Genomic DNA, 12,804 nt, shown 5'->3' with positions numbered 1-12,804 from the left:
GTGGCCGGCATGGAACTGGGCAGCCGCGAACGAGCCATCCTCGCGCTGGAGCGCCGGGCCTTTGCCGGGCCCGGCGCGAAGGAGCGCGCCATCCGCGAGGAACTGGACCTGTCCCCGGTCCGCTACTACCAACTCCTCAACGCGCTCCTGGACGACGAGCGCGCCCTCGCCCACGACCCGGTGACGGTCAACCGGCTGCGCCGCATCAGACGGGCACGGCGCGCGGAGCGCTGACCTCCTCCCCGGGCCGAGGCGTGAGCCCGGCCCGCGCCGGATACTGTCCCGGTATGGACCCTCTGCCCCTTCCGCAGACCCGGCCCGGCCGCGACGGACTCGCCGCGCTGCTCGCCCGGCCGCGCACCGCGCTGATCGGCCTGGACTTCGACGGCACCCTGGCCCCCATCGTCGCCGACCCCGAGCAGGCCCGCGCCCACCCCGGCGCCGTGCCCGCGCTGGCCGCCCTCGCCCCCGAGATCGCCTCCGTCGCCGTGATCACCGGCCGCCCGCCCGAGGTCGCCGTCCGCTACGGCGGCTTCGCCGGCGTCCCCGGCCTGGAGCACCTCACCGTCCTCGGCCACTACGGCGCCGAACGCTGGGACGCGGCCACCGGCACCGTCACCGCGCCGCCCCCGCACCCCGGCGTGGCCGCCGCCCGCGCCGAACTGCCCGGCCTGCTCGAACGGGCCGGCGCCGGCGACGGGGTCCGGATCGAGGAGAAGGGCCGGGCGCTCGCGGTGCACACCCGCCGCGCCGCCGACCCGCAGGGCGCCTTCGAGTCCCTGCGCGCCCCCCTCGCCGACCTCGCCGGCCGCCACGGACTGATCGTCGAGCCCGGCCGCATGGTGCTGGAGCTGCGCCCGCCCGGCATGGACAAGGGCGTGGCCCTCCTGGACCACGCCCGTGCCGTCGGCGCCGGCTGCGTCGTCTACGCCGGCGACGACCTCGGCGACCTGCCCGCCTTCGCCGCGGTCGACAAGCTCCGCGCCGACGGCGTTCCCGGCCTGCTGGTCTGCAGCGGCAGCACGGAGGTCACCGAACTGGCGGAGCGGGCCGACCTCGTCGTGGACGGCCCGGAAGGAGTCGTGGGACTGCTGCGGAGCCTCGCCGCTCAGCTCGGCTGAGCGGTCAGGGCCTGGAGCTGGTCCAGGAACCAGCGGGCGGGCGGCAGCGCGGTCGCGGCGGCGGACAGCCGCTTGGACCGGGCCGCCCGCTCCTCCGCCGGCAGGGACAGCGCCTCGTGCAGCGCCCGCGCCGTGCCCGTGACGTCGTACGGGTTCACCGTGAACGCGTCCTCGCCCAGCTCCTCGTGCGCCCCGGCCTCCCGGGACAGCACCAGCGCGCAGCCCTCGTCCGAGACCACCGGGATCTCCTTGGCGACCAGGTTCATGCCGTCCCGGATGGGGTTCACCAGCGCCACGTCGGCCAGCCGGTAGGCGGCCAGGGAACGCGCGAAGTCGTCCTTCACGTGCAGCACCACCGGCGTCCAGCCCGGCGTGCCGTACCGCTCGTTGATCCGGTCCGCCACCCGCCGCACCTCGGCGGTGTAGTCGCGGTACACGGCGAGGTCCTGGCGGGAGGGGTAGGCGAACGCCACGTGGACGACCTTCTCCCGCCATTCCGGGTGGCCGGTCAGCAGTTCCTCGTACGCCAGCAGCCCGCGCACGATGTTCTTGGACAGCTCGGTGCGGTCGACCCGGACGATCGTCCTGCGGCCGCGGCCGATCTCCTCGCGCAGCGCCGCCATCCGGTCGGCCACGTCCTCCCGGTGCGCCCGCTCGCGCAGGAAGTCCGCGTCCGCGCCCAGCCCGTGCACCCCGGTCAGGGTGCTGGAGAGGCTGCCCGGGCCCAGCACCTCCCGGCAGCAGGCCGTGAAGGCGTCCGCCCAGCGCCGGGTCAGGAACCCGGCCCGGTCCGCGCCCAGGATGCCGCCGAGCAGCTCGGCCGCGATGTCGTCGGGCAGCAGCCGGAAGTAGTCCGGCGGGGCCCAGGGGGTGTGCGAGAAGTGGCCGATGCGCAGGTCGGGCCGGAGCCGGCGGAGCATCCGGGGGGCCAGCGCCAGGTGGTAGTCCTGGATCAGCACCGCCGCGCCCTCGGCCGCCTCCTCGGCCAGCGCCTCGGCGAACGCCTGGTTGTAGGCCCGGTACGAGGCCCACTGCCGGCGGAACTCCGCGTCGAACACCGGTTCCAGCGGGGTCTGGTACAGCAGGTGGTGGACGAACCAGAGGACCGAGTTGGCGATGCCGTTGTACGCCTCGGAGTGCACGGACGCGTCGATGTCGAGCATCCGGACCCGCTGCCCGCCGGTGTCCCCGGCCGGCAGCAGTCCGCCGTCCGCGCGCCGCACGGCCGCCCGGTCGCCGTCGCCCAGTGCGGCGCAGACCCACACCGAGCCCGCGTCCGGGCCGATGGCGGACAGCCCCGAGACCAGCCCGCCGCCGCCCCGCCGGGCGTCGAGCGAGCCGTCCTCGCGGAGCTGGTAGGAGACCGGGCCGCGGTTCGAGGCGACCAGTACCCGAGCTTGGTCGGCAGCAGTGCGCGTGGGAGCCATACGCCTCAACCTAGCCCGGCCCGTAAACCCTCAAACGTGCGATCCACCTGCGAAGTCGGTCGTATACGGACCGTTCACGCCACCTTCCGCTCGGCGTACTCCGCGATCTCCGCCATGGGCGGGCGCTCCTCGGTGTCCACCGAGTAGGTGCGCGGCTCGAAGCCGTCCGCGCCCCGCTCGAACTGGGTCAGCGCGGGCCGCACCAGGTGGCCCCGGGCCAGCCGGAGCTGGGCCGTGCGGTAGATCGCGGCGGCCATCCGGCCGAGGGCCTGGCCGTCCTGGTGGCGGTGCTTGCGCACCCCCACGTCGACCTGGGCCAGCGCGTCCAGGCCGACCAGGTGCAGCGCGTCCACCAGCATGCCCAGCTCCACGCCGTAGCCCACCGGGAACGGCAGCTGCTCCAGCAGCGAGCGGCGGGCCGCGTACTCGCCGCCCAGCGGCTGCACGAAACCGGCCAGCTGCGGCCAGTGCATGTTCAGCAGCGGCCGGGCCATCAGCTCGGTGACCCGGCCGCCCTGCCCGGCCGACCCGGCGAGCGGGCGGTCGTACATCGCCTTGACCAGGTCCACGTCCGGGTCGGTGAGCAGCGGCCCGACGATGCCGAGGACGAAGTCGGACGAGAACTCCCTGAGGTCGGCGTCCACGAAGCAGACGATGTCGCCGCCGGTCACCAGCAGCGAGCGCCACAGCACCTCGCCCTTGCCGGGGACGGCCGGGATCCGGGGCAGGATCCCGTCGCGGTGCACGACCCGGGCGCCGGCCCGCGCGGCCACCTCGGAGGTGCGGTCGGTGGAGCCGGAGTCGACGACCACGATCTCGTCGACGAGCGGGATCTGCTCCACGAGGTCGTGGCGGATGACGGTGACGATGTCGCCGACCGTCTCCTCCTCGTTGAGGGCGGGCAGCACGACGCTGATCGTCTGGCCCGTGCGCTGCTTGGCGGCCAGCACCCGGTGCGGCGGGCGGTCGGCCACGGACCAGGAGCGGCGGCTCAGCCAGCGCTCGACTTCTTCCAGCACGGTCGGCGGCTCCTCACTGTCACGACCACACGTCGCCGTGTGATGCATCTCGCGGTTCGGACGACTATCTCAACTGTCCTGGCCTTCGGTTACAGTCTTGAACAACGCCGATGACCATCGCATGTCGGGGGGTCAAGCGGCGTTGACAACCACATACAGCTCATCCAGAGGGGCAGAGGGACACGGCCCGATGAAGCCCCGGCAACCCTCCAGCCGATTCTCGTCTTCTTCCAAGCGAGGCTCCCGGCTAGGGAAGGTGCCAAATCCGTCTCACGGCGAGATGCGTCGTGAGGAAGATGAGGAGAAAGGGCCTCGCCTCACATGGCTGTGCAGACAGTTGCCACCCCCAGCGACTCCACCGTCGACCTCGGTCCCGCCTCGGCCCTCAGCTGTCGCGAGTGCGGCCACCGGGTGCCGCTCGGACCGGTCTTCGCCTGCGAGGAGTGCTTCGGCCCGCTGGAGATCGCCTACGACTTCTCCGCCTACGACACCGAGGAACTGCGCCGGCGCATCGAGGCCGGCCCCGCCAACATCTGGCGCTACGCCCCGCTGCTGCCGGTCCCGGCCGACGTCGCGGAGAAGCCCAATCTCAACCCCGGCTGGACCAAGCTCGTCAAGGCCGACAACCTCGCCGGCGAACTGGGCGTGACCGGCGGCCTGTACGTCAAGGACGACTCCGGCAACCCGACCCACTCCTTCAAGGACCGGGTCGTCGCCCAGGCCCTGGAGGCCGCCCGCGCCTTCGGCTTCACCACCCTGTCCTGCTCCTCCACCGGCAACCTCGCCGGCGCCGTCGGCGCCGCCGCCGCCCGGGCCGGCTTCCGCTCCTGCGTGTTCATCCCGCACGACCTGGAGCAGGGCAAGGTCGTCATGGCCGCGGTCTACGGCGGTGAACTCGTCGGCATCGAGGGCAACTACGACGACGTGAACCGCTTCTGCTCCGAGCTGATCGGCGACCCGGCCGGCGAGGGCTGGGGCTTCGTCAACGTCAACCTGCGGCCGTACTACGCCGAGGGCTCCAAGACCCTGGCGTACGAGATCTGCGAGCAGCTCGGCTGGCGGCTGCCCGACCAGATCGTGATCCCGATCGCCTCCGGCTCCCAGCTCACGAAGATCGACAAGGGACTCCAGGAGCTGATCAAGCTGGGTCTGGTCGAGGACCGGCCGTACAAGATCTTCGGCGCCCAGGCCGAGGGCTGCTCCCCGGTCTCCGCCGCCTTCAAGGCCGGCCAGGACGTCGTGCGGCCGCAGAAGCCGGACACCATCGCCAAGTCCCTGGCGATCGGCAACCCGGCCGACGGCCCCTACGTCCTGGACGTCGCCCGCCGCACCGGCGGTGCCGTGGAGGACGTCACGGACGCGGAGATCGTCGACGCCATCCGGCTGCTGGCCCGCACCGAGGGCATCTTCGCGGAGACGGCGGGCGGCGTCACCGTCGGCGTGACCCGCAAGCTGCTCGAGGCGGGGCTGCTGGACCCGGCGAAGACCACGGTCGTCCTCAACACCGGCGACGGCCTGAAGACCCTGGACGCGGTGGCCGGGACCGGCCTGACCGCCACCATCCGCCCGAACCTGGACTCCTTCCGAGAGGCTGGCCTCGCATGAGCGTGACCGTTCGCATCCCCACCATCCTGCGCACCTACACCGGCGGCCGGGCCGAGGTCCCCGCCGAGGGCGCCACGCTCGGCGAGGTCATCGCGGACCTGGAGAAGAACCACAACGGGATCGCCGCCCGCGTCCTGGACGACCAGGGCAAGCTGCGCCGGTTCGTCAACGTGTACGTCAACGACGACGACGTGCGCTTCGAGCAGGGCCTCCAGACGGCGACCCCCGACGGCGCCGGGATCTCGATCATCCCCGCGGTCGCCGGCGGCTGAGCCCTCCCGACGGCGCGACCGGTCACCGACCGTCCACTCGATTGCCCCCTCCGTAAGAGAAACGGAGGGGGCAATTCTGCGTGATTGAACGCGGTAGAGTTGGGGAACACGGTCGCGGCCGGATGGTCGCGAGCCCTGGATTCATGCCGCGAGCCCGATAAGAAGTAGCCAAGTTGTGCGGGTTCTGCGCGGCTTTTGTGGCTTTTATGGGGCCCGACTTGCCCTGGAGTCGGGTGAATTCTCGCCATATTCCGGACCCCTGACGTCCAGAATTCTCGTCCGATTGACCTGTTGCAGACGGCAGTGGGACAGATACATTCAGCCGCGGTCGACGCGTTCCGGCGCACGCCCCCGACCAGTTGGGGGGTGAGGTCTGACCCGGGTCCGCGAAGTGTGGATCTGTGCAAGGGCCAGTAATAGGGGAGTTAGGCATGGCTCAGGGCACCGTCAAGTGGTTCAACGCGGAGAAGGGGTACGGCTTCATCGCGGTCGACGGTGGTGCGGACGTCTTCGTCCACTACAGCGCGATTCAGATGGACGGCTACCGCACCCTGGAAGAGGGCCAGCGGGTCGAGTTCGAGATCTCGCAGGGCCAGAAGGGTCCGCAGGCCGACATGGTTCGCGTCACCGCCTGAATGTTTTCGAGTGAAGGGCCCGCATCCGCGAAGGGTGCGGGCCCTTCGCCGTGCCCCGCGCCCTGCCCTCGCCGCGCCCCTCGCCCGGCCCCGGTTCCGGCGTTCGCGGGCGGCTGACGGACGCTCCCCACCCGGCCGGGCGCTTGCACTCGACCATGCCGAGTGCTAATCATTGCGTTAGCACTCTGAAGGTGAGAGTGACAGTGAAGGACCGGGTCGGTGAGGCCCGCAGGCCGGGTGGGGCAAGGAACCACGAGGCCGGCGAGCCGTCCGTCGCGGGCGCGGGCGCGGTCCGAAGGAATCACCCCCAGTCCTGGAGGGACCACTTCACATGGCCAAGATCATCGCGTTCGACGAGGAGGCGCGGCGCGGCCTCGAGCGCGGCATGAACCAGCTCGCGGACGCCGTGAAGGTGACGCTCGGCCCCAAGGGCCGCAACGTCGTCCTCGAGAAGAAGTGGGGCGCGCCCACGATCACCAACGATGGTGTCTCCATCGCCAAGGAGATCGAGCTCGAGGACCCGTACGAGAAGATCGGCGCCGAGCTGGTCAAGGAAGTCGCCAAGAAGACGGACGACGTCGCCGGTGACGGTACGACCACCGCGACCGTGCTCGCCCAGGCCCTGGTCAAGGAAGGCCTGCGCAACGTCGCCGCCGGTGCCAACCCGATGGCTCTGAAGCGCGGTATCGAGAAGGCCGTCGAGGCCGTCTCCGCCGCCCTGCTGGAGCAGGCGAAGGACGTCGAGACCAAGGAGCAGATCGCCTCCACCGCGTCCATCTCCGCCGCCGACACCCAGATCGGCGAGCTGATCGCCGAGGCCATGGACAAGGTCGGCAAGGAAGGCGTCATCACCGTCGAGGAGAGCAACACCTTCGGCCTGGAGCTCGAGCTCACCGAGGGCATGCGCTTCGACAAGGGCTACATCTCCGCCTACTTCGCGACCGACATGGAGCGCATGGAGGCGGTCCTCGAGGACCCGTACATCCTCATCGCCAACTCCAAGATCTCCGCGGTCAAGGACCTGCTCCCGCTGCTGGAGAAGGTCATGCAGTCGGGCAAGCCGCTGCTGATCATCGCCGAGGACGTCGAGGGCGAGGCCCTGTCGACCCTGGTCGTCAACAAGATCCGCGGCACCTTCAAGTCCGTCGCCGTCAAGGCCCCGGGCTTCGGCGACCGCCGCAAGGCCATGCTCGGCGACATCGCCATCCTCACGGGCGGCGAGGTCATCTCCGAGGAGGTCGGCCTCAAGCTGGAGAACGCGACCCTGGACCTCCTGGGCCGCGCCCGCAAGGTCGTCATCACCAAGGACGAGACCACCATCGTCGACGGTGCCGGCTCCTCCGACCAGGTCAACGGCCGGGTCAACCAGATCCGCGCCGAGATCGAGAACAGCGACTCGGACTACGACCGCGAGAAGCTCCAGGAGCGCCTGGCCAAGCTCGCGGGCGGCGTGGCCGTCATCAAGGCCGGTGCCGCCACCGAGGTGGAGCTCAAGGAGCGCAAGCACCGCATCGAGGACGCCGTCCGCAACGCGAAGGCCGCCGTCGAGGAGGGCATCGTCGCCGGTGGTGGCGTGGCCCTGCTGCAGGCCTCGCAGGTCTTCGAGAAGCTGGAGCTCGAGGGTGACGAGGCGACCGGCGCCAACGCCGTGCGCATCGCCCTGGAGGCCCCGCTGAAGCAGATCGCCGTGAACGCCGGCCTCGAGGGCGGTGTCGTGGTGGAGAAGGTGCGCAACCTGACCCCGGGCCACGGCCTGAACGCCGCGACCGGCGAGTACGTCGACCTGGTCGCCGAGGGCATCATCGACCCGGCGAAGGTGACGCGCTCCGCGCTGCAGAACGCCGCGTCGATCGCCGCGCTGTTCCTCACCACCGAGGCCGTCATCGCCGACAAGCCGGAGAAGGCCGCGGCCCCGGCCGGCGGCGGCATGCCGGGCGGTGACATGGACTTCTGATCGACCCGAGGGTTGATCACCGGTCCCACGACCGAAGGGCGGCACTCCCAGCTTCTGGCCGGGGGTGCCGCCCTTCGGCGTGCACGGGGTGGGCCGGCGCGGCCCTGGGGGACGGGGGCGGTCAGGGCGCGATGCGGAGGGCCGTGAAGCGGGGCCAGGCGGCGTTCGCCGTCTCGTTGCGCACCGCCAGGGACACGCCGCCGCTGGTGCGGGGCGGGTCGGGGGTCTTCGTGGCCCGGGCCGTCACCGCGTGGCCGCCGTCCACCGTGACGCGGACCCGGCCGGGGGAGACCTCCAGGGTCAGCCGGTGTTCCGTCGCCGGGGTGAGCCGGGTGGTCGTGACGCGTACGGTGCCGTCGGCCGGGCGTTCCGTCACCCGCAGCCCCGTGTCCGAGACGGTGACCGTGACGGGGTCCAGGCTGCCGTGGCCGACCCCGATCGAGGCGCCGGTCCCGGTGCCGCCGAGCCGGCCGACGGTGGCGGTCACCCGGTAGGTGTTCCAGTCCGCCGTGCCCATGGGCAGGTGGACGGCCGACACGTACGTGCCCCGCGCCACCCCCTTGCCGGTCAGCGCCGCGAGGCCGGTGCCGGGCGGGCTGCCCGGGAACCACCACTGCTCGGGGCTGCGCAGCGGCTCGGGGACCTCGGCGGGGGAGCGGGAGACCCACTCGTTCAGCTGCTTCACGAAGGCGTCCGTGGACGTGGCGCGCACCACCTCCAGGCGTTGCACCCGGCGCGCGGCGGCCGCGCGGGGCCCGGCCGGCAGGGGGCGCGAGGAGACGTTGGTCAGCGAGGCGACGAAGCGTTCCCGCAGCAGCCGGTCCAGCACGGCGGTGTTCCGGGCGGTGAGGTTGGTCGGTCCGGCCGTCTCGGAGAACGGGTAGGCGAACAGCTGCGGCGCGGGCAGGTGGTGGCCGGAGAACGTCCGCAGCGACGTGTCCAGGTCGGCGCGTACCCGGACGCGGTACTCGTTCTCCGTCTCCAGCCGCTTCTCCCCGGGCAGCCAGAGCCGGTTGGCGAGCACCGACCCCTGGTGCCCGGCGGCGTCGACGGCCGCCCGCTCGTGGCTGAGGTGCGTGTGGTCCTGGAAGTCCCAGCGCCCGGACGCCTGCATCCGGTCGATCTCGGCCCAGGAGAGGTAGTAGGGGCGGTGGGTGTCGACGGCGCCGGTGATCAGGAAGGACGCCGCGCGCATCTTGTGCCTGGCGAGGACCCGGTCGGCGTGGGTCCACAGGCCCCGGGTGCCGTCGTCGAAGGTGAGGTAGACGGTGCGCGGCGCCGGGGAGGTGCCCGTGGTCAGGTAGCGGGTGAACTCCCGGGTGGTCAGGGAGCGGTAGCCCGCCGCCTCCAGCCTGGCCAGCTGGGCGTCCAGTTGCCCCGGGGTGAGCGTGTACTCGTTGACCGGGTCCGGGTTGACGTCGTGGTAGGCGAGCACGACCGGCGCGCTCGCGCGGGCCTCGACGATCTCCCCGTCCAGCGCGTCCGCCCCGACGCGGGGCGGCGCGGCCTGGCCGGACACCGCGCGCCGGGCGCTGTCGTGGGTCCACGCGCCGACGAACGGGGTCACCACCACGACGGCGGCCAGGGCGCCCAGCGTGCCGCGTACCGCGTGGCGGCGCAGCCGGCGGCCGGCCCCGGTCGGGCGGGGGCGGCCGTGCCGGGTCACAGGGTGCCGGGTCACAGGGGGCCTCCCCGGGTGAGGACGACGTAGTAGAGGGCGAGTACGGCGGCGGCGGAGAGTACGGCGGCGGTCAGCCGGAAGAGGGAGCCGAGTCCCCTGCGGACCCGGTCCGGCCGGGGCGGGTGCGGTGTCGACGGTGTGGCGGTCGTGCTCATGCGGGAGTCCTCGTCCAGATTCCGCGGCGGAGGGTGAGGGCGGCGTACGGCAGCAGCCACGCCAGGACGCAGCAGGAGAGCAGGCTCATCAGGGGCCGGTAGCGCCAGCGCCGGTCGCCCGGGTTGTCGATCCGGAACGCCAGGCCCCAGATGCTGCCCTTGAGCAGCATCCCGGCCACGTAGAGCGCGGTGAGCCCGGCCGCCCAGTGCAGCGGGGCCCACACCAGGTGCAGGAAGACCAGGGCGGGCGCGGCCAGTACCCACAGGGCGTGGCCGTAGTACAGCAGGGCCGGCACCGGGCCCCGGCGCCACATGAAGCCGCCGGTGAAGAACAGGTTGCGGATGAAGCTCTTCTTCCAGCGGACCTGCTGGTGGAAGAAGGGGCGCCAGCGCGCGGGCACGTTGGTCCACACCCGTGCGGACCGGGTGTAGCCCACCAGCCAGCGCCGCTCGGGGTGGTCCTGCCCGGCGACGAACGGCGAGTCGGCGTGCCGCCGCTTGAGGGCGCGCCCGCGCCAGGCCTGGCCCAGCACGTACCCGGTCAGCTGCCGGTCGGTGGCGAACCGGAACGGGGCGCCCGCGAACCGGTCCTCCGCCCAGGCGGGCAGGTAGTTGTAGACGGCCTCGCGGCGGAACGCGGCGAGCGGTCCGGAGACGCAGGAGACCGCCCCGTACGCCGCCTCGGCCGCCTTGGCGATCCGGAACTGCCCCTCGTACCAGACGTCCTGGATCCGGGTCAGCGGGCTGCTGTGCGGGTTGAGGGCGCGGCAGTGTCCGCTGACGGCGCCGAGGTCCGGGTGGCGGACCATGGCCGTCACGCAGTGCCGGACCGCGTCCGGGGCGAGGACGCAGTCGGAGTCGGTGAACACGAGGATGTCGCCGTCGGCCGACGCGCAGGCCCGCACCAGGGCCGCCTTCTTGCCGATGTTGCGGTCGAGCCGGATGACGGTGATGCCGAGTTCGTCCCCGAGGCGGTCGAGGACCGCGCCGGTGCCGTCCCGGGAGCCGTCGTCGACGACCACGATCCGAAGGTGCGGGTAGTCGGAGGCGGCCATGGAGCGCACGCACGCCTCGACGTTGCCGACCTCGTCCTTGACCGCGAGCAGGAAGCTGACCCTGGGGCGCTCCGGCAGCGGCGGGAAGGTCTCGTGGTCCGGGGCCCGGCGGCGCAGGGTGCGCACCGCCGGGTCGTCGTACTGGGTGTAGGCGAGGTAGAGCAGGCCGGCGGTGCCGGTCAGCACGGCCAGGCCGTAGCAGGTGATCAGGCTCGGTTCGTAGGGCAGCCGGACCGAGCGCCGGGCGATCAGCAGCAGGACCGGGGCCAGCGCGATCAGCCCGAACAGCCGGACGAGGGCGGCCCGCTCGCGCGGGTCCATCCGCTCCAGGGCCCCGCCCAGGCGGGTCCGCAGCCGGCGGCGGAGGGGGGAACCGGCCGCGGCGGACACCGTGGGCAGGGTGCCGGGTGCGGCGCTCACCGGACCGCGGCGGGGGCGGCGGGGCGGATGCGGTGCCGGGTGTCCAGCACCCGCGGCACCGCGTCCAGCCAGCCCAGGTCGGTGCCGGGGTGCACGGTGTGCACGATCACCAGGTCCCAGGCCCCGTCGTGCGGGTGGGGCACGGAGCGCAGTTCCCGGCCGTCCACGGTCAGGCGCGGCACGTGGCAGTCGCTGTAGCGGGCGTCGGCGCCCCGCTCGGCGAGCAGCCCGAGCAGCCGGAGCGCGGGGCTCTCCCGGACGTCGGACACGCCGGGCTTGTAGGCCGCCCCGAGGACCAGGACGCGGGCGCCGTCGAGCGGGCGGCCGTCGGCGCGCAGCAGGCCGGCGGCCTGCCGGGCGATCCGCGCGGGGCGCTCGCGCAGGGCGGTCATGGCGGCGCTCAGCACCGGGGCGGCCGGCCCGCCGGGCGGCAGCTGGTGCAGCAGGTAGTACGGGTCGCAGGGGATGCAGTGGCCGCCGGCCCCGGGCCCCGGGTAGAACGGCAGGAAGCCGTACGGCTTGGTGGCGGCGGCGTCGATGACCTCGACGGGCGCGAGGCCGAGGTGCGCGCAGGCCTCCGACAGTTCGTTGGCGAGGGCGATGTTCACCGCGCGGAAGATGTTCTCCCAGAGCTTGGCCATCTCGGCGGTCTCCGGGTCGGGCACCTCGTGGACGCGCGAGGCGGTGGCCCGCAGCACGAAGGCGGCGGCCCGCGCGCCGAGCGGTCCGGAGCCGCCGACGATCCGCGGGGTGGTCTCCGGGGTGTGGTGCTCGTTGCCGGGGTCGATGCGCTCGGGGGCGAAGGCGACGAGGACGTCCCGCTCGGCCGTCAGGCCGCGGGCGGCGAGCGGGGCCAGCAGCAGCTCCCGGGTGGTGCCGACGTGGCTGGTGGAGGTGAGCACGATCAGCTGGCCCGGTACGGCCCGCTCGACCACGGTGGCGCAGGCGGCGCGCAGGGCGCGCAGGTCGGGCCGGTGGTCACCGGTGACCGGGGTGGGGACGCAGACGATCACGGCGTCCGCGCGGGGGAGGGCGCCGGTGTCCGTGGTGAGCAGGAAGTCCCCGGACTCCTGGGCGCAGGCCAGGGCGGCGTGCTGGGCGGGGAGCAGGTCCACGTCGCCGCAGCGGATGTCGGCCAGCCGCTGTGCGCTGATGTCGACGCCGAGGACGGTGGCGCCGGAGTCCAGCAGGCCGAGGGCGGTGGGCAGGCCGACGTAGCCGAGGCCGACGACCGCGACGGTGAGTCCTTGCAGGGGGGCGGGGTCGTTCTCGCCGGCCGCGTCGAGGCGGTCGGTCCAGCGCGTGACCCCGGGTCCGGCGACGGGCGCCCAGGTCACTCCGCTGCTCGTGTTGTGTTGCGCGATAGTCACGCTGTGTTATTTAAGGCTCGTAGTTCGGACTTCCGGGCGGCGCGACAGGGAAGCGGGGGCAATTCACCCGGTTGCCGGTGGGGGCGGCGG

Annotated in this window: 12 protein-coding genes and 1 riboswitch; of the genes, 6 read left to right on the top strand and 6 right to left on the bottom strand. The window is 72.8% G+C overall.

All coding sequences use genetic code 11. The features are described 5' to 3' along the window. Positions 1–9: 9 nt before the first annotated feature. Positions 10–234 (top strand): DUF3263 domain-containing protein, encoded by a 225-nt coding sequence (locus ACZ63H_RS10250; RefSeq protein WP_469863427.1) that lies wholly within the window; start codon positions 10–12, stop codon positions 232–234. Between the two features lie 53 nt (positions 235–287). Further along, entirely contained in the window at positions 288–1,121 is an 834-nt protein-coding gene (otsB, locus tag ACZ63H_RS10245; protein ID WP_469863425.1) for a trehalose-phosphatase, read from the top strand. Here the strand turns inward: otsB and ACZ63H_RS10240 are convergent. Together ACZ63H_RS10240 and ACZ63H_RS10235 are read right to left on the bottom strand one after the other, a co-directional pair. Continuing rightward, entirely contained in the window at positions 1,109–2,548 is a 1,440-nt protein-coding gene (locus ACZ63H_RS10240) for an alpha,alpha-trehalose-phosphate synthase (UDP-forming) (RefSeq protein WP_469863423.1), read from the bottom strand. The genes otsB and ACZ63H_RS10240 overlap by 13 nt on opposite strands. 74 nt (positions 2,549–2,622) lie before the next feature. Continuing rightward, positions 2,623–3,567, bottom strand: coding sequence for a glucosyl-3-phosphoglycerate synthase (locus ACZ63H_RS10235; RefSeq protein ID WP_469863421.1), 945 nt, complete (start codon positions 3,565–3,567; stop codon positions 2,623–2,625). Positions 3,568–3,724: 157 nt separating this feature from the next. Next, positions 3,725–3,870, top strand: a riboswitch (SAM riboswitch). Positions 3,871–3,888: 18 nt separating this feature from the next. On the opposite strand from ACZ63H_RS10235, the gene thrC reads away from it, so the two are divergent. The 4 genes from thrC (at position 3,889) to groL (ending at position 8,033) form a co-directional block, all read left to right on the top strand. After that, positions 3,889–5,172 (top strand): threonine synthase, encoded by a 1,284-nt coding sequence (gene thrC / locus ACZ63H_RS10230; protein WP_469863419.1) that lies wholly within the window; start codon positions 3,889–3,891, stop codon positions 5,170–5,172. After that, positions 5,169–5,444, top strand: a complete 276-nt coding sequence (locus ACZ63H_RS10225; RefSeq protein ID WP_469863417.1) for a MoaD/ThiS family protein — start codon at positions 5,169–5,171, stop codon at positions 5,442–5,444. Before thrC ends, ACZ63H_RS10225 begins: the two co-directional genes overlap by 4 nt. Before the next feature lie 431 nt (positions 5,445–5,875). Next, the gene (locus ACZ63H_RS10220; protein ID WP_004986573.1) at positions 5,876–6,079 is read left to right on the top strand and encodes a cold-shock protein; all 204 of its coding nucleotides are present in this window, start codon (positions 5,876–5,878) and stop codon (positions 6,077–6,079) included. A 331-nt stretch (positions 6,080–6,410) separates the two neighbouring features. Then, positions 6,411–8,033, top strand: a complete 1,623-nt coding sequence (groL, locus tag ACZ63H_RS10215; RefSeq protein ID WP_362189398.1) for a chaperonin GroEL — start codon at positions 6,411–6,413, stop codon at positions 8,031–8,033. 121 nt (positions 8,034–8,154) lie between these two features. Here the strand turns inward: groL and ACZ63H_RS10210 are convergent, their stop codons facing one another. Genes ACZ63H_RS10210 through ACZ63H_RS10195 form a run of 4 tightly spaced genes read right to left on the bottom strand, consistent with a single transcriptional unit; the run spans position 8,155 to position 12,714 of the window. Beyond that, positions 8,155–9,714 carry a polysaccharide deacetylase family protein gene (locus ACZ63H_RS10210; RefSeq protein ID WP_469863414.1) on the bottom strand — a complete coding sequence of 520 codons (1,560 nt, stop codon included), beginning with the start codon at positions 9,712–9,714 and terminating at the stop codon, positions 8,155–8,157. Continuing rightward, positions 9,711–9,869 carry a hypothetical protein gene (locus ACZ63H_RS10205; protein ID WP_469863413.1) on the bottom strand — a complete coding sequence of 53 codons (159 nt, stop codon included), beginning with the start codon at positions 9,867–9,869 and terminating at the stop codon, positions 9,711–9,713. The genes ACZ63H_RS10210 and ACZ63H_RS10205 overlap by 4 nt, the downstream gene beginning before the upstream one ends. Further along, positions 9,866–11,344, bottom strand: a complete 1,479-nt coding sequence (locus ACZ63H_RS10200; RefSeq protein ID WP_469863411.1) for a glycosyltransferase family 2 protein — start codon at positions 11,342–11,344, stop codon at positions 9,866–9,868. Before ACZ63H_RS10200 ends, ACZ63H_RS10205 begins: the two co-directional genes overlap by 4 nt. Continuing rightward, positions 11,341–12,714 carry a nucleotide sugar dehydrogenase gene (locus tag ACZ63H_RS10195; RefSeq protein ID WP_469863409.1) on the bottom strand — a complete coding sequence of 458 codons (1,374 nt, stop codon included), beginning with the start codon at positions 12,712–12,714 and terminating at the stop codon, positions 11,341–11,343. The genes ACZ63H_RS10200 and ACZ63H_RS10195 overlap by 4 nt, the downstream gene beginning before the upstream one ends. Positions 12,715–12,804: the final 90 nt, after the last annotated feature.

The sequence above is a fragment of the Streptomyces sp. NPDC104831 genome (assembly GCF_055583025.1).
Note: the sequence above shows the minus strand (reverse complement) of the source record. Positions and strands in the feature narration are given on the sequence as shown.